We start from the raw sequence: 18,470 nt of genomic DNA, 5'->3' as shown, positions 1-18,470 counted from the left end.
ACTATTTTAGTGGTTCGACGAGCTTACCTTAATCCATGAAAAATAAATTATTCACCGCGTTTCAATACCTAGTACCCCAGCATGCTCTTTCACGATTAGTGGGTAATCTCGCCGAAGCCGAAAACAAGGCCATTAAAAATTGGCTTATCCAGCGCTTTATCAATAGCTACGGTGTTAATATGGCGGAATCGCTTCGAAAAACACCGGATGAATTCCGCTGTTTTAACGACTTTTTTACTCGCGAGCTTGAAGACGGTGCTCGTAAAATATCCAGTGACATTAATCATATTGTCAGCCCCGCTGATGGCGCTATTAGCCAGCTCGGCGATATTGAAAATGGCAGAATTTTCCAAGCCAAAGGTCAATCATTTACCACGGGAGAATTACTCGGCGGTGATCACGAGACTGCGGCATTATTCAGTCGAGGAAAATTCGCGACCATTTATTTGTCACCCAAAGATTATCACCGCGTACACATGCCTTTAGATGGCAAGCTGATTTCTATGAGCCACGTACCCGGTGATTTATTTTCTGTGAATCAAGCCACCGCTGAAAACGTACCGCGTTTATTTGCGCGCAACGAACGGATTTGCTGTTTATTTGAAACGCCAATTGGCCCCATGGTCATGGTGTTGGTTGGCGCAATGATTGTCGCCAGCATCGAAACGGTTTGGTCTGGACTGATTACTCCGCAGAAAAAAACCGTTCGCCATTGGAATTACAAGACACCGGAAGCCATTGAGCTGAAAAAAGGCGAAGAGATGGGACGCTTCAAGCTCGGTTCGACGGTGGTGCTTTTATTGCCAAAAAATGTTGAGTTTGATGATCGATACGAGGCGACCACGCCATTAAGAATGGGTGAACAGCTGGCGACATTCGAATAAGGTCGGCTCAGAAAAATAAATAAAAGGCTTATTTTTTAAAGAATGAAAATAAGCCTTTTTTTGTGGCTTCTTCAATTAGGTAGGTGTCACGAATATGCGCTACATCGATATCGAATTTACCCGGCTCTAAATCACGGGCGATTTCTACAGAATCCACATCATAAAGCTTTTTTGCCGCCTTAACTTTTTTGGGATGCTTTTCGTCTAGAGCGTCAAGATCGATAATTTCAGGCTTATCGAGCAACTCTCGACGCGCATTCATCACGATCATGACCTTGGGTTTTAATCGACGGCTGAAATTTTGTTCGATAACAACCGCGATCTCGCCGGTATTTAGCTCAACCAATGTGCCCGTAGGATACAAACCAATCGCGCGGATAAATTCAACGACCAACTCTTGTTGAAACTCTACATCACGCATTTCATAAAGTTTAGCAACGGCCTTAGACGGCGCTAAAGGTTGATCACTAAAGCGAGGGTTGGTTGTGTTGTCGTAGAAGGTAACGATTCCGGCAATCTTGCCAAGCAATGGAATTTTATCGCCGCGCAAATGCTGCGGAAAACCACTACCATTAAGTCGTTCACAATGGGTTTTCACCACGGAAATGGTTCGTGGTTCAACATTTGGCGTTTTACGCAAAATCAAAACGCTGTATTCAACAAACTTTTCGAACTCTAACTCTTCATCCGGTGAGAGTTTAGGCTTGCTCAACAGCTCTTTTTTCAGACGTGTTTTACCCACATCTTTTAGCAAAACACCCATTGCCAGAGTGTTGAGGTCAGACATAGACAAGCCAATATGACGACCAAAGACAATTGCCCATACGGCAGAACGAACCGCGTGCGCATAGGTGTATTCGTCGGTCTCACGAACTCGAGCCAACCACGTAAACGCATCAGGATTACGAATAACGCTATCGACCATTTCGCTGGCGTAAGCTTTGGTCTCGTTAATTGGAATAGGGCCGCCGCTGCCAATTTGCGACATCACCTGAGACACTGCGCTGTATACATTTGAGTGCAGCTGTTGAACTTTACTGATTTCGGTTTTTAACGGCGCCTGAACTTGTCCGTAGGTGCCTGGACGAATTTTAAGTGGCCCAACCTCAACCTTAACGCGCTCTGTTCGACCGGCGCGTGAAGGCTTTTTAATTGCCGTTGGCCCGCGACCATTAAGTGTCCGCAGTCGATTTTGTATAGGGCCTTTACCCTTAACGATATCGATATAGACATGACGACAATGGGCTTTAAGCTCGCGAATTTCATCAAGGTCGCGAACGTAAAAACCTTGTAGAGGGAAGGGCGTTTGACTCCACGGGCGATCCAAGCCTGAAACGAACATACCCACAAGTAGTTCGTTCACGTCGATTTTGACTTGCTTTACGCCCAAATGATCACCTGCCAAACAAAATTAGAATAGTTCGCCATATTTATTTATGGCTGTAATCGTATTTGTATACCTGTAGATACAAATTGATGATATAGATTTTAGGCCCAATATTGGTAACAACAAACCCCAACAGTGCCAATATATAAAAGAACAACAACCTGACAACAATTGCAGCATAAAAGAGCCGCCAAGCGAAAACTCATCCTTGGTTGAATTTTCGAACGCTTGGTGGCTTATGATGAGCTGTTCTTATGTATAAACTAACTAATTACTATAGGCGTAGGAGATTATCAGTTTTCGTGATATTCAGCCGATAATTCGTGCACAGCTTGGAAAAAAGCTCCAACATTTTCAGGGTCTATTTCAGGCGTAACACCATGACCCAGATTGAAGACATGGCCATTGCCCTTTCCAAAACGGGAGAGAATGTAACCAACTTCTTCGCGAATACGCTCTGGTTTCGCATTAAGAATAGCTGGGTCCATATTACCTTGCAAAGCAACACGATCTCCCACCTGCGCACGGGCATTTCCAATGTCGGTGGTCCAATCCAAACCGAGAGCTTGAACACCTGTATCGGCCATTGCATTCAGCCATTGACCGCCACCTTTGGTGAACATAATCACAGGGACTTTTCGACCATCGTGCTCGGTAATCAACTGATTTACGATTCGCTGCATTGGCGCCAAAGAGAAATCCAAATACGCTTGATGTGATAAAGCACCACCCCAAGAATCAAAAATTTGTACTGCCTGAGCACCGGCATTGATTTGCGCGTTTAGATACAGTGCTACCGAGTCGGCCAATTTATTCAACAAACGAGTAAACGCTTCAGGCTCGTTGTACATAAAAGTCTTAGTTTTTCGGTAGTCTTTGCTGGAACCACCTTCAACAATGTAGGTTGCTAGGGTCCAAGGGCTACCGGAAAAACCTATCAATGGCACCCGACCGTTTAACTCGCGGCGAATCATACGCACCGCATCCATCACATAACCCAGATCAGCTTCTGGATTAATGACGTCTAAAGCGTCCATATCGGCAACAGAGTTAACCGACTTTTTAAATCGAGGACCTTCTCCGGTCTCAAAATACAAACCTAATCCCATTGCGTCTGGGATGGTTAGAATGTCGGAGAACAAAATAGCAGCGTCTATTGGATAACGATCCAAAGGCTGTAAGGTAACTTCGCAGGCAAGTTCCGTATTCATGCATAAGCTCATAAAGTCGCCAGCTTTTGCTCTGGTAGCACGATATTCAGGCAGATAGCGCCCCGCTTGTCTCATCATCCAAACTGGGGTTACATCTACAGACTCCCGCGCCAAGGCACGCAAGAAACGATCATTTTTTAGCTCTGACATGAGAATTTCCAAGTACTTGTTTTGCTGGCATTTTAACCGAGAATGGCAACACCTAAAAAGCAAAACAGGGCCTTAGTGGGCCCTGTTTAACGTTGATTTACACTAATTTCACATGGATATTGCAGAAATCATAAGGAAGTTATTAGAAGTCATTAAACGCCAAGGTAGTCCAGAATTCCTTCAGCGGCCTGACGCCCTTCCCAAATTGCAGTTACTACAAGATCTGAACCGCGCACCATATCACCACCGGCAAACACTTTTGGGTTTTTGGTCTGGAATTTATAGGTTTGCTCTTCGGGAGCAACCACACCACCCCAACTGTTCGTTTCTATGCCAAAGTCGGCGAACCATGGTTTTGGATCTGGACGGAAACCAAACGCCACCAAGACCACATCTGCGGGTAAAATCTCTTCACTGCCAGGAACAGGTTCGGCGCGACGACGACCTTTTTCATCAGGCTCACCCATTTGAGTGGTTACAACCTTAACACCTTCGACTTTACCATCACCAACAATGGCGATTGGTTGACGGTTAAACAAGAACTTCACACCCTCTTCGCGGGCATTTGAAACTTCTCGTTTTGACCCGGGCATGTTCGCCTCATCGCGTCGATAGGCACAGGTTACGGTTTTTGCACCTTGGCGAATGGACGTACGGTTACAGTCCATAGCCGTGTCACCACCACCTAGAACCACGACCTTCTTACCGCTAACATCCACAAACTCTTCTGGATTCTTCTCGAAACCTAAATTGCGATTTACATTAGCAACTAAGAAAGGAAGCGCATCATAGACGCCTGGCAGATCTTCACCATCAAAGCCACCTTTCATGTAGTCATAGGTACCCATGCCCATAAACACGGCATCGAACTGCTCTAGCAATTCGGCCATGGTGATATCGGTACCAACATTAGTGTTCAAACGGAATTCAACACCCATTTCAGTAAACACTTCGCGACGACGAGAAAGTACACTCTTCTCTAGCTTAAACTCTGGAATACCAAAGGTGAGCAAACCACCGATTTCAGGGTAGCGATCGAAAACAACCGGTTTTACACCGTTGCGCACCAGTACGTCTGCACAACCCAAACCAGCAGGACCAGCACCAATAACGGCAACTTTTTTGTCAGTCCAAACGACTTTAGACATGTCTGGGCGCCAACCCATAGCTAGCGCGGTATCAGTAATGTATTTCTCGGCATTACCGATAGTAACTGCACCAAAACCATCATTAAGTGTACAAGCACCTTCACACAAGCGATCTTGTGGGCAAACTCGACCACAGACCTCTGGTAAAGAGTTTGTCTGATGGCTCAAATCGGCGGCTTCAAACAAGTTACCTTCTGAAATTAACTTCAGCCAGTTAGGAATGAAGTTATGTACCGGACATTTCCATTCGCAGTATGGGTTTCCGCACGCCAAGCAGCGGTGAGATTGATTTTCCACCTGCGGCTTGTTGAAGGGTTCATAAATTTCCACGAACTTACGCTTGCGAGTAAACAAGCTTTTCTTTTGTGGGTCCTGTCGGGCTACATCGATAAACTGAAAATTGTTATCTAAACGCTCTGCCATGGCTAAAACCTCTAAATCGTTTCTACTCAAATTCTGTTAGTTAAATTACTCACCGCGTTTTTTAACGCTGTTGAGTAGTCCCGCAAGGTTTGCGGCCTTAGGTTTAACCAGCCAGAATTTGCCCAAGTAGTCTTCGAAGTTTTCAAGCAACTCATGACCCCAAGGACTGCCCGTTTCTCTCACAAATTCTTCGATCACTCCGCGCAGATGGTTGCGATGACCTTCCGTTGCTTCGCGGTGAATTCGTTGAATTTCAATTAATTCGTGGTTGTACTTATCAACAAAAGTATTGCTTTGATCAAGTACATACGCAAAGCCACCGGTCATGCCAGCGCCGAAGTTAACTCCGGTTTCGCCAAGCACGGTAACAATACCGCCGGTCATGTATTCACAACAGTGGTCACCTGCACCCTCAACAACCACATGCGCACCCGAGTTGCGCACTGCGCAACGCTCACCGGCACGACCAGAAGCAAATAATTTACCGCCGGTTGCACCGTATAAACAGGTGTTACCCATGATGCTGGTGGTGTGACTATCAAACTCAGAACCAACAGGTGGACGCAAGACAATCTTGCCGCCCGCCATGCCTTTACCGACGTAATCGTTAGCATCACCTTCTAGGTAAAGCTCTAAACCGCCGGCGTTCCAAACACCAAAGCTCTGACCGGCAATACCTTTAAGGTTTAGCCTGATCGGCGCATCTTTCATGCCTTGGTTGCCATAACGCTTGGCAATTTCGCCGCTAACGCGGGCGCCAATAGAACGATCACAGTTGGTGATTTCAAACTCAAACTCACCACCGGTTTTCGCCTCAATAGCCGGCAGAACAGCGGCAACGATCGCTTCGGCTTTTAGGCCAGGATCGAAGGGGGTATTGCGCTCAACTTGACAGGTTTGCGGTTTGGTATCTAATAAATCGTCTGTGTATAAAATTGGAGACAAATCCAAACGAGCTTGTTTCTGTGTTTGTCCGTCAATTGCCTCGAGTAAATCCACCCGACCGATGATTTGCTGCAAACTGGTAAAGCCTAGTTTAGCCAACCACTCACGCACCTCTTGTGCCACAAACGTAAAGAAGTTCATGGCCATTTGCACGGTGCCTTGATAGTGATTTTCACGCAGATCATCGCGCTGAGTAGCAACACCGGTCGCACAGTTGTTGAGATGGCAAATACGTAAGTACTTACATCCAAGCGCAACCATCGGCGCTGTACCAAAACCGAAGCTTTCGGCGCCCAAAATCGCCGCTTTGATGACATCCAAACCGGTCTTCAGGCCGCCGTCGGTTTGTACTCGAACCTTACCGCGCAAATCGTTAGCTCGCAGTGTTTGGTGAGTCTCAGAAAGACCAAGCTCCCAAGGCGAACCGGCGTAACGAATAGAGGTTAGAGGACTCGCCGCAGTACCACCGTCGTAACCTGAAATGGTGATCAAGTCAGCGTAGGCTTTTGCCACACCGGCTGCAATAGTTCCAACGCCCGGACGAGAAACCAGTTTTACCGACACCAACGCGGCCGGGTTTACTTGTTTCAAATCGTAAATCAGCTGCGCCAAGTCTTCGATTGAGTAAATATCGTGATGCGGCGGAGGCGAAATAAGGGTTACACCCGGCACTGAATAACGCAAACGAGCAATTAGTGCGTTCACCTTTCCGCCTGGAAGCTGACCACCTTCACCGGGCTTAGCACCTTGCGCCACTTTAATTTGCATAACTTCGGCGTTGACCAAGTAATGCGGTGTCACGCCAAAGCGACCCGATGCGACCTGCTTAATTTTTGAGTTTTTAATGGTGCCGTATCGAGCAGGATCTTCACCACCTTCACCCGAGTTTGAACGACCACCGAGAGTGTTCATGGCCTCAGCAAGTGCTTCATGAGCCTCAGGCGATAACGCACCCAGTGACATAGCTGCGGAGTCAAAACGGCACACAATTTCAGAAACTGGCTCAACTTCATCCAACTCAACGGGCTTAAGGTCGGGCTTAATTCTTAAGAGATCGCGAAGCGTCGCAGGCGGACGTTCATTGACCAGAGTCGCAACATCACGCCATGCAGAGTAATCGCCACTCTTAACGGCACGATGCATAGCCTGAACCACATCTGGGTTATAGGCGTGGTATTCCTGACCGTGCATAAATTTGAGCAAGCCGCCCGGAGCGATTGGTTTACGCGTTACCCAAGCACTTGCCGCCAAGATACGTTGATCGTCTTCTAGATCTTCGAAGCGTGCGCCTTTAATACGACTTGGGGTATCCGGGAAGCACAAGTTAACAACTTCTTCGTCCAATCCGATGATTTCAAAAAGCTGTGCTCCTCGATAAGAAGCGACTGTAGAAATCCCCATTTTAGAAAGGATTTTTAACAGGCCTTTGTTAATGCCGCGTCGGTAGTTTTTGTAAGCTGTGTCGGTATCAACAAACAGTTCACCAGTGCGAATAAGGTCGTTTAGTACGTAGTAGCTCAGGTACGGATAAACCGCAGTTGCACCGTAACCAATGAGCGCAGCAACCTGATGCGGATCACGAGCAGTTGCAGTTTGCACAATGATATTGGCATCGCAACGCAAACCCGTTTGCGTTAGATGGTGATGCACAGCACCGGTTGCCAACAGTGCGTGAATTGGCAATTGACCTTGTTCGATATCTTGGTCCGAAAGCACAATCAAAACCGTTCCGCGAGAGACAACTTCCTCTACATTTTTGCAAAGGGTCTCAATGGCGGCTTTAAGATTGGTTTTGTTGGGATCGTAAGCCAAATTGAATTGACCCACTTCGTAACCCGGACGATTTAAGTCCAAAAGCGCGCGAAATTTCACCGGAGACAATACCGGAGAGGTCAAAATGACTCGGTCGGCGTGATCTGGAGATTGATCAAAGATGTTCATCTCGCGACCAACGCAGGTCTCAAGAGACATAACAATTGCTTCGCGCAGCGGATCGATTGGCGGGTTGGTTACCTGAGCAAACTGTTGACGCAAGTAATCGTATGGCGTGCGCTGTTGTTTTGAGAGCACGGCCATAGGCGTATCGTCACCCATAGAACCAACGGCTTCCTGTCCAGACTCAGCTAACGGGCGCAACACCTGATCACGCTCTTCATTGCTGACTTGGAATAGCTTCATTGCCGCTTTTAGCTCATCTGCATTGAGTTCTTTTTCAGCCAAGTCGGCATTCAAAGTGGACTCCAAGCGCATGGCGCGAGTCTTTAACCAATGTTTGTACGGATGAGTCTTTTTGAGCTGATCATCAACGTCTTCGGTATGGAAGAGTTGACCAGTTTGAGTATCAACGGAAAGAATTTGGCCCGGCCCTAAACGGCCTTTGGCAACCACATCTTGTGGTTTATAACCGTGCGTTCCCACCTCGGATGCGACGGTGATATGGCCATCTTTAGTGATAACCCAACGCGATGGACGCAAACCGTTGCGGTCAAGCGTACAAACCGCATAGCGACCATCGGTGATTACCAAACCTGCTGGGCCATCCCAAGGCTCGATATGCATGGAGTTATATTCGTAGAAGGCCCGTAAGTTTGGGTCCATGGTTTCTACGTTTTCCCACGCAGGTGGAACCAGCATACGAATTGCACGATGCAATTCCATACCACCGGTAACCATCACTTCAAGCATGTTATCTAAACTGGATGAATCTGAGCCTTCGCGGTTAACCAGTGGGCTGATTTCATCTAAGTTTGGTAAAAATGGGCTAACGAACTTCGGCGTACGCGCGACGGCCCAGTTTCTGTTACCCATAACGGTATTGATCTCACCGTTGTGGGCGATCATACGAAACGGCTGTGCTAACGGCCAACGAGGTAAAGTATTGGTAGAAAAGCGTTGGTGGAAAACACAAATCGCTGTTTCTAAACGTGAATCCGCCAAGTCTAGATAGAACTTGTCCAAATCCACCGGCATCATCAAACCTTTGTAGGAGATGACATTAGTGGCAAGACTGGCAATATAAAATGATGGATCTTTCGCTAGACGCGTCTCAATTTTACGACGGGCCACAAATAGCTTTGAAGTGAACTCTTGATCGTTCAAACCATGACTGTTCACAAACAAATGCTTGAATAGCGGAAGCGATTCTAGAGCAATTGGCCCCAGACAAGCAGGATCTGTAGGCACATCTCGCCAACAGATTTCGGTTAAATCGACGCGCGCCAATTCTTCTTTTGCGACTTGCATAGCCGTTTGGGCGAGAGTTTCATCCGTGCTCAGCATGAATGCACCAACGCCATAGAGTTCAGATAACTCGAATTGGCAGTCGGTTTTCGCTACTTCGCGAAGAAATCCGTCGGGCTTTTGTAGAAGCAATCCGCAGCCGTCACCGGTTTTACCGTCGGCCGCGATGCCGCCACGGTGGGTCATGCAGGTCAATGACTCAATGGCGGTTTGCAATAATCGGTGGCTTGCTTGCCCTTTTAAATGGGCTATAAGTCCAAATCCACAGTTGTCTTTGAACTCATTTAGGTTATAGAGGCCATTGCTCATAGGCGGTCTCTCACATTTGCAGTTGGAAGTTACGCTAAAGCCGGAAAACCGGTTTACTTTAGCTTTTAACTAACGTCACTCTTGACTGGGCTTTCAGCGACCCCGTATGGATGCTGTTAGATCAGGTTATTAACCGTCGCCCAAGACTAAAAAGCCCCTAGGGTAGGGGCTTGTCTTAGAATGGGCGGCAGATGTTACCTTCTGAATATGACTCTGACAATCTTGACAGATCAAAAATCACGCCATATGAAATGAATTTATTTAAACGTCGCCTATCTTGCGTTAATTTCCGCGAAAATTCGCTTTAATCTCACTAATACTTCTTGGCCAGGCACCATTTTTTTGCTGATTTTCAGGTAAAGAGGCGATTGAATCTCGCGCTTGTTGACGATTTTCATAGTCACCCTGCAATAAAACGAACCAATCTTGCCCATTTCGCTTCAAAGTGACTAACTCAATTGAGTCACGGTTTCTTTGGCTTTTCAAAAAAGTTTCCAGAGATTCCTTTCCTTGGGCAGCCATGATTTGCAATACATAATGATTATCAGGTCTGGATAAAACTGGAATTGAGCCCGTCAACTTTTGAGAAACAGGCGTTTTAAGAGCTGACTGAGTTTGAATTTTACCCACTGTACCATCATTGCTGGAATTAGTAATTGTAGATTTAGCAACTACCGACTCAGCAACTGAATCCGACACAATTAATCGATCATCTCCAGACTCACCTGCATCGGTTTCTTCTCTCGGCTGATCGACAACAACTTCAGCTACTGCGTTATTTTGTAAAAGCTCCCCACGACCGACAACCTCTTCGCGAAGATCTTGAACTGAAATCGCAGAACCAGATAGATCACGCTCAACGTCGTTCAACTCAGAACCCGAAGGAGAGTTATCAGTGGCTGAAGGAGTTTCAAGAACAGCAGTTTTGGGCTGACTGGAATCTAAAACCACAACAGCTGGAGGTTTCGATTGCTCGGCAGGACTGGAACCTAAACGATCCCCAATTAAAAACACCCCAACGCCGACCGCCAGCAAGCTTACGATGGCAATCATATGCACTGGCGATAAACCCAACCTAGGCTGAGGCTGGGCGGTATCCAACATGGGCTCGGCAAAAGGATCGTCAATTTGATTCAACTCATCCAGCACTCGACTAAATTCGCCTCGACCACCATCAACAATTGCCTTTGTGCTAGCACGATTAATATCAAGGTCTAAGGCAGACACCGCGAATTGGTGCCAATCATCCAGAGTCGGTAGAGCCAACTCTAAATCGTAGATCATCGCCTCTAAACCTCCGAGTCGATCGAGCCTTGCAACTAACTCTCGATTACCCGCCATGACTATTTTCAGTGGCGCCGACTCAAAGCCTGCCGACAGTAGACTCAATAACATCGACAACACTTCGTCAGTCAGCCAGTTCGCGTCATCGATCAACACCACGGGGGCCGTTAACGAATCCTGAGTTAAACAAACTCGGATTCGAGCAAGCAGTGCGCCAATACTCATATCTTGATTATCGGGCAATTGATCAACGAATAAACTCAGGATTTGCGACAGTAATTCAGCCGGGGACTCTAGTGATCGGGATTTAACGAGTGCTAGCTGTGTAGAGCCCTTGAGTTCATCAACAAGCTTATCTAGAAAAAAGCTCTTGCCCTGATCGTGATTAGCAACCACGACCAACAGTTGATCACCGTAGCGACACATGTGAGCAGCTCGTTGCAGCTGAGGCTGGCGAGCTACTGCGATAAACGATGAGACTGAATTTAAAGAAGTTGTCCCTTCTATATCAGCCTCATGATCCAATAGAGCTTCTGACAAATTACCCTCGAATATCATTCGTTAATTTATGCAAGAACACCCAAGAGGAGTTCGCACTCTCGATTGGTTATGCTCAATGCCCCTTTAGAGCAATCGGCATTGATGGCTACCGGTGTTATGTCGAGCTAATACTGACCGACTAACCGAACTATTCATGTCAGGCAGATCGTAAATTCAATCAATCTGTAGATCGAGTTGCATTCAATGTCTCCGCCAAAATCTTGGGATCAACATCACTGGTAACAAACGCCTCACCCAGTGACTTCAATAACACCAGACGCAACCGACCATCGAGCACTTTTTTATCCACCGACATTAAGTCAATATACTGCTCATTGGTCATGCAAGCGGGGCCTTGTATTGGCAACTTGGCGCGCTCTAATAAACTTTTCGTTCTAGAAACAACGGACTCATCTATCAAGCCCATGCGAGCTGATAAATCAACCGCCATCATCATGCCAGCACCAACCGCCTCACCATGCAACCAGGTTCCATAACCCATTGCTGTTTCGATGGCATGACCAAAGGTATGTCCAAGGTTTAAATAAGCTCGTACCCCAGATTCTTTTTCATCTTGAGCAACGATTTGAGCTTTATTTTCACACGAACGCTTGATGGCGTAGGTTAGCGCTTCCCGGTCACATTCCAACAGTTTTTCAACATGCTCTTCTAACCATTCAAAGAATTCCGCATCGCCCAACAAGCCGTATTTAATAATTTCAGCAATACCTGCGGATAACTCTCTTTGCGGCAAGGTTTTGAGCACATCAGTATCAGCCAGCACACATTTGGGCTGATAAAACGCACCTATCATATTCTTGCCAAGTTTATGATTCACACCCGTCTTGCCACCCACACTGGAGTCAACTTGGGACAAGAGCGTGGTCGGAACTTGGATAAAATTTACGCCTCGTTGATAGCAAGCTGCGGCAAATCCGGTCATGTCCCCAGTCACACCGCCACCCAAAGCTATCAAGGTCGTTTTGCGATTGTGGTGATGCGCCAAGAGTTGATCAAATATTGTATTTAGGGTATCAAGATCTTTATGAGACTCGCCATCCGGCAGAATGACTTTGAGTATCGAATAATCAGACAAAGACTCACAAAACGCCTCTAGATACAAAGGCGCAACAACCGTATTTGTTACGATGCAGATCTGATTTGAGGTGAGATAAGGTTTTATTAGCTCAGAATTGGTCAATACAGAGCCAATAAATATAGGATAGGCACGATCACCAAGATCTACGTGTAGTGTTTCCATTGTGTACTTCCGCTCGCATAACATCGACCGAAAAATCTAACACATACCGCTTGAGCAATCATTGCTTAATTAGCGAGAAGATCTTCTCCGCTACCGCTTTCGGCGTTTTATTATCCGTTGATACTTGATAGTGAGAAACCGATTCGTACAAAGGCGCTCGCTCGGCAATCAAACCTTCGATCTTAGCCTTGGGGTTTTCAACTTGCAGTAACGGTCGTTTTTTATCTTTACGGGTACGCTTGTAAAGCTGCTCAACCGATGCCGTTAAATAAACAACAACGGAGTTGTTGTTGAGAAGCTCTCGATTTTCTTCGCGAGTTACTATTCCGCCACCGGTCGCCAAAACCAAATTGCGAACTTGCAAAAGATCTTGAAGAACAGAAGTTTCTCTAGCGCGAAAACCCTCTTCACCCTCAACATCAAAAATCCAAGGGATATCTGCGCCGGTGCGCTCCTCAACGACATGGTCTGTGTCTTTGAATTCGCGCTGGGTCAATTGTGCCAGCATGCGACCGATGGTGGATTTACCAACTCCCATCGGCCCTACCAACACAATGTTCTTATCTTCTTCTAGCAAATGACGTTCGCCTAAAATTGATCGATTTTAGGAAATATTAACGTCTTACAGGGTCTTCCAACAAGCGAGGCGTGATAAAGATCAACAATTCACTTTTATCGATATCTTTGGTCGTACGCTTAAATAAGTTACCAACAATTGGAAGATCACCTAAGAACGGAACCTTAAGCTCAGCAACGTTCTCAGTAGATTGGAAGATACCGCCCAGCACAATGGTCTCGCCATTTTTAACCAAAACCTGAGTTTGAACTTCAGTAACGTCAATGGTTGGAGCACTGTTCGCACCGAAAGCAACAACCTCACCAATGGCATCTTGGTTAACAACTAAGTTAAGAATGATGTGATCATCTGGCGTAATTTGCGGTGTAACTTCAAGACTCAATACAGCATCACGGTACTGGGTGGTGGTAGCACCACTAGCCGAAGCTTGCTGGAAAGGCACTTCAGAACCAGAGCGAATAGATGCTGGCTGTTGATCACCGGTTACGACTTTAGGTTGCGAAATCACCTCACCGTAACCTTCAGACTCCAATGCACTTAATTCAAGCTCAACCAAGAAATTGTCACGGACATAGCCGAACGCGATATCGCTGGTTGCGGATGTGGCGCCCAAATCTACCGAACCAAAATCACCACCCAAAACACCATTGTTTAGGTCAAGATCATTGTTGACGTTACCGCCAACGAAGAAGCTATCGTTATCGCCATTATCGATATAGCCCGCAGACCACTCAACACCCAAATCACGAACAAAGTCGGTGCTAGCGGTAACAATACGCGCTTCGATTAAAACTTGGCGAATCGGTATATCAATTTGAGTGACTAGACGCTTAAAGTCTTCAATCTTATCTTCTGTGTCCGTCAAAATAATTGAGTTGGTGCGCTCGTCTACGATTACGCTACCACGCTCAGAAAGAATACTCTGAGTGCTGTTTTCACCTTCGCCTTCACTGTCGAAAAGATTAAACAGTTGCGCGGCATCAGCATAAAGAATACGAATGTGCTCGGTTCGTAAGGGTGCGAGCTCCGCAAGCTGTTTGCGAGTTTCAAGTTCTTGACGTTCTCTGCTGGCAATCTCTGCAGCCGGAGCAACTAACAACACGTTACCTACCTGACGCTTATCAAGACCTTTAGCCTTTAATACGATATCCAGCGCCTGATCCCATGGCACATTCTCTAAACGCAAGGTAATACGACCTTCAACCGTGTCACTGGCCACTAGGTTCAAATCAGTGAAATCAGCAATTAACTGAAGAACGGCGCGTACTTCGATGTCTTGGAAGTTTAATGAAAGCTTTTCACCCACAAACTGGAACCGCGTACGGCGATCTTCAGCTTCGCTTTCGGTAAGTGGTTTTACACTAACGATGTACTCTTTATCGGTTTGATACGCCAAGTACTCGTACTCGCCAACAGGATCGATCTTAACCGTGGTCACACCAGACTGACTGTCTGCGTCGATAAAACTCACCGGCGTTGCAAAATCAGTAACATCTAAACGACGGCGGAATTCCTGCGGCAAAGTCACATTAACCAAGTTAATTTCAATACCGGAAGCCGTTTCTTCAACATCAACATTTACAGTAGGTTGTGACAAACGAATAATTACTCGACCTTCTCCCGCTTCAGTTCTGCGAAAATCTACATCGGTAATCGAAACACGATCTTTGGAAATAATACTAGGCGCCTTTTGGCTTACCGCGCTATCCAAAACATCATCTTTTGGCACAGTCACCTTGGCAACTTGATCACCGCCTTCACCAACAACTACGAAAAACTTATTACCGTCTTGGCGAGTTGTATAAGTGGAGGCGTCACTCAAATTTAGAATTAGACGTGTTCTATTTTGTGCAGACAAAATAATGGCGCTGTCAGCACCACCAAAGGAAAGTGGGTACCGTTTTTTGTCAAGACTGCTCTCTACATCCGGAAAATCCAAAACGATTCGAGCGGGCTCTTCGATAATGTAACCAACCGGCTCTGAAGGAGGTTCAGAAAACTCCATACTGACTTCAAACTTCTCTCCAGGTAATGAAGAGAATTTAATGTCATTAAGCGTCGCTTGACCGAATGCAAAACTGGTGGTGGTCAGAACCCAGGCTACGATCCCAGCTTTAAAAACCTGGCGATTATTTTTAAACATAATTATTTCCTACTCTGAAACCTTCAGTTCTAGGGTATCTGGACGCTCCACCCAACCACTGTTGCCGTCGGAGACTATCTCTAAAATAGTAAGGTGAACCTTGTTGGCCTCTACAATTCGACCGTGATTCAATCCTACATAATTGCCTACTGTAACGCGGTGAATACCGCCGTTATCATCATCAATCAATGCCCACAAAACGCCGTTCTGTTCCAGCGAACCAACCATCTGTAAAGAACTTAGTGGGAAAGATTCTAAGAATTCTTTTGTTCTGTTTTCATCGGGAGCCACATCAGACGAACCACTTCCGAATGCGAAATTTTCTAGAACTCGCGCGGGCTTCTGAAATGGGCTCCGCAGTGTTGCCGCAGAATACGTGTAGGTTCCATAAGGACTAAAGCTCGGTAACGGCTCTACAGCGCCCGCCGGACGCCTTTTGGTTTCAGCAATATACTGTGCTAAGTCGCCATTATTAGAACCACCGCACGCAGACAGTAAAATCGATAAAGAAAGCACTGTCATTAACGACGAGCTTCTCTTGATTGATTTGGGCGACTTTAAAAACTTACTTTTCAACACGTCGCTATTCCTGTGGTTTGTAACGGTATGTTTTAGCAAGAATCTCCATATCAAACAGCGTAGGTTGATCCTTACCTTTCTCAATTTTGTAGTCGTGCAGTGTCACGATTCTGGGTAATGCCGCAACACCACTGACAAACGCACCAAACTGATGATAACCACCGGTTACCTTTATAGATATCGGCAGCTCAACGTAAAAATCTTTAACAACTTCAGCTTCAAGCTCAATACTTTTAATCTGCAATCCAGTGGAGTTACCACGCTCGGTGATATCTTCTAATAGTCCAGGGACCTCAGCTTCTTTAGGCAACTGAGATAACAAAGCACTAAAAGACTCTTCCATCTCAATCATTTGATTACGGTAAACTTCCAAATTTGCCGCTTCAAACGCACGGGTAGCAAAAGTCTTTCTCAACTGAACTTCTTTTGCGCTTTCGGCGTTTAGAGATTGATTAAGATCTTTAACTTTAAAAAAGTAGGCGCCAGCTAAAATCAGGGCGAAGGCAAGAATCCAAATGAATATCCGACCGGCAATGGGCCAAGTGCCAATGCGCTCGAAATCGAGGTCGTTAAAATCAAATTCTTTGAGTTGATCAAGAGTATCTGCAAGCGACATCATCAAGCTCCATCTTCATCGTTTTTCTTCGGTGAAGAAATTTGCACCGACATCTTAAAGGAATTCGGAATTAGATCTTCATCGCCGCCTTCTTTTGCACGCGTTACACTTTGCAAATTAGGATCTTCAAACCACTGAGACTCATCAAGCTGACGCATCAATGATGAAACGCGGTTATTTGATTCAGCAACACCCTCGATGGAAACCTGAGCTCCAGAACGCTGCAACTTGGTGAAATAAACACCGTCGGGAACCACTCGAACCAAATCATCAAAAACTCGTACGATTTGAGGACGATCGCCCTGCAAACTCTGAATAACTTCCATCCGACCAACCAAATCTTCTCGACGCTCACGTAGGTCTTTGATTTCGGCCACTTTTTTATCAAGATCGGCAATTTCACGAGTTAAAATATTGTTTCTCACTCGCTGGCTATCGATTTGTGCATTAACTGAACTCAACCACACAAAAATAACGGCACCTGCCAGAATCGCAACAAGCCCCAAGACCGTGTAAAACTGTCTTTGTTTTTCCGCCCTAAGTTCGTCGCGCCAAGGTAAAAGGTTGATATTCGCCATTAGTCAAAACTCCTCAGCGCAAGTCCCACCGCAATCATTAGCGAAGGAGCATCATTGGCCAATACCGCAGAATTAACCCGAGATGCTACCGACATTTGTGCAAAAGGGTTTGCGACCGCCGTCTGAGTTCCGAGCTTTTCTTCGATCATCGCCGCCATACCGTCTAAAGTTGCGACACCACCGGCAAGAATAATTTGATCGACATCACTGTACTGACTGGAAGAAAAGAAGAATTGCAAAGATCGAGTAACTTGCTGAACAACGGCCTCTTTAAATGGCTCCAAAACTTCTAATGCATAATCATCCGGCAAGCCGCCTTGTTTTTTGGCAAGACCGGCTTCTTCCATAGACAAGCCATAGCGACGCTGAATCTCTTCAGTGAGTTGTTTACCACCAAATAGCTGTTCGCGGGTGTAAACCGTTTTGCCATCGACTAATACACTGAGCGTTGTCATGGTTGCGCCAATATCAACGATAGCAACCACTTGATCTTCCTGCTCTTCAAGTTGATTCGAAATCAACTGAAAAGCGCGCTCCATAGTGTAGGCTTCAACATCAATCACTTTGGCAGTAAGGCCAGCTAGCGACAAAACTTCCGCTCGCAAATCAACGTGCTCCCGGCGACACGCTGCAAGCAGTACTTTCATCTGCCCTTCGTGTTCTTGAGATTCGCCTTGCACTTCAAAATCTAATGCAACCTCTTCAAGAGGATAGGGAATGTATTGATCTGCTTCGAGTGTGATTTGAGTTTCAAGCGCGTCATCAGAAAGACCTTTAGGCATTTCAATGACTTTAGTGATGACAGCCGACCCGGCCACAGCGACCGCTGCATTTTTAATTTTTGTCTTGGACAGGCTAATAAGCGTGCGTAGCACTTCGGCGACGACTTCGACCTCATTAATATTCTTCTCGACAACCGCGTTAGCAGGTAGAGGTCGAACCGCGTAGCTCTCTACGCGATAACCGTTGCCGTGACGACTGAGCTCAATAAGCTTGATCGCAGTCGAGCTGATATCCAGCCCAAGCACGGGTTTTGGCTTGCTTTCGAAAATATCGAGAATACCCATTTTTCTATCAAATTCCGCAACTTAGCTAGCATTTATGTTATAGCACTTTAACTTAAAGGTGCAATATGACAACAATTAGTTAATGCAACAAAAAGACTTTATAATGTTCTAACACGAGCAATTGTGCT

The 18,470-nt window shown here is 46.1% G+C and carries 13 protein-coding genes; 1 reads left to right on the top strand and 12 read right to left on the bottom strand.

All coding sequences use genetic code 11. The features are described from left to right. Positions 1 to 35 precede the first annotated feature (35 nt). A complete protein-coding gene (gene asd / locus ACYQ2C_RS14000) occupies positions 36 to 884 on the top strand; it encodes an archaetidylserine decarboxylase (RefSeq protein WP_460103606.1) in 849 nt (282 codons plus the stop codon). Between the two features lie 28 nt (positions 885 to 912). Here asd and ACYQ2C_RS13995 read toward each other — a convergent pair whose 3' ends face one another. From ACYQ2C_RS13995 to ACYQ2C_RS13940, 12 genes are all read right to left on the bottom strand, one after another. Beyond that, the gene (locus ACYQ2C_RS13995) at positions 913 to 2,274 is read right to left on the bottom strand and encodes an HD-GYP domain-containing protein (protein ID WP_460047425.1); all 1,362 of its coding nucleotides are present in this window, start codon (positions 2,272 to 2,274) and stop codon (positions 913 to 915) included. A 290-nt stretch (positions 2,275 to 2,564) separates the two neighbouring features. Beyond that, positions 2,565 to 3,632, bottom strand: coding sequence for a uroporphyrinogen decarboxylase (hemE, locus tag ACYQ2C_RS13990; protein WP_460103611.1), 1,068 nt, complete (start codon positions 3,630 to 3,632; stop codon positions 2,565 to 2,567). Between the two features lie 152 nt (positions 3,633 to 3,784). Continuing rightward, positions 3,785 to 5,203, bottom strand: a complete 1,419-nt coding sequence (locus ACYQ2C_RS13985) for an FAD-dependent oxidoreductase (protein WP_460103614.1) — start codon at positions 5,201 to 5,203, stop codon at positions 3,785 to 3,787. 45 nt (positions 5,204 to 5,248) lie between these two features. Continuing rightward, positions 5,249 to 9,697 (bottom strand): glutamate synthase large subunit, encoded by a 4,449-nt coding sequence (gltB, locus tag ACYQ2C_RS13980; protein ID WP_460103617.1) that lies wholly within the window; start codon positions 9,695 to 9,697, stop codon positions 5,249 to 5,251. 282 nt (positions 9,698 to 9,979) lie between these two features. Further along, on the bottom strand, positions 9,980 to 11,521 hold the full coding sequence (locus ACYQ2C_RS13975; RefSeq protein WP_460103620.1) for an AAA family ATPase: 1,542 nt from the start codon (positions 11,519 to 11,521) through the stop codon (positions 9,980 to 9,982). 178 nt (positions 11,522 to 11,699) lie between these two features. Continuing rightward, a complete protein-coding gene (gene aroB / locus ACYQ2C_RS13970; protein WP_460103623.1) occupies positions 11,700 to 12,782 on the bottom strand; it encodes a 3-dehydroquinate synthase in 1,083 nt (360 codons plus the stop codon). 58 nt (positions 12,783 to 12,840) lie between these two features. Then, positions 12,841 to 13,359 (bottom strand): shikimate kinase AroK, encoded by a 519-nt coding sequence (aroK, locus tag ACYQ2C_RS13965; protein ID WP_460047418.1) that lies wholly within the window; start codon positions 13,357 to 13,359, stop codon positions 12,841 to 12,843. A 37-nt stretch (positions 13,360 to 13,396) separates the two neighbouring features. Beyond that, a complete protein-coding gene (locus ACYQ2C_RS13960) occupies positions 13,397 to 15,502 on the bottom strand; it encodes a type IV pilus secretin PilQ (RefSeq protein ID WP_460047417.1) in 2,106 nt (701 codons plus the stop codon). Between the two features lie 9 nt (positions 15,503 to 15,511). Then, on the bottom strand, positions 15,512 to 16,024 hold the full coding sequence (locus ACYQ2C_RS13955) for a pilus assembly protein PilP (protein ID WP_460047415.1): 513 nt from the start codon (positions 16,022 to 16,024) through the stop codon (positions 15,512 to 15,514). 61 nt (positions 16,025 to 16,085) lie between these two features. After that, positions 16,086 to 16,700, bottom strand: coding sequence for a type IV pilus inner membrane component PilO (locus ACYQ2C_RS13950; RefSeq protein ID WP_460047414.1), 615 nt, complete (start codon positions 16,698 to 16,700; stop codon positions 16,086 to 16,088). Then, positions 16,700 to 17,275 (bottom strand): PilN domain-containing protein, encoded by a 576-nt coding sequence (locus ACYQ2C_RS13945; RefSeq protein ID WP_460047412.1) that lies wholly within the window; start codon positions 17,273 to 17,275, stop codon positions 16,700 to 16,702. Before ACYQ2C_RS13945 ends, ACYQ2C_RS13950 begins: the two co-directional genes overlap by 1 nt. Then, positions 17,275 to 18,342, bottom strand: a complete 1,068-nt coding sequence (locus ACYQ2C_RS13940) for a pilus assembly protein PilM (RefSeq protein WP_460103628.1) — start codon at positions 18,340 to 18,342, stop codon at positions 17,275 to 17,277. Before ACYQ2C_RS13940 ends, ACYQ2C_RS13945 begins: the two co-directional genes overlap by 1 nt. Between the last annotated feature and the right edge of the window lie 128 nt (positions 18,343 to 18,470).

Source organism: Sessilibacter sp. MAH3, from assembly GCF_054658275.1.
This window is presented reverse-complemented; position numbering and strand designations above follow the sequence as displayed.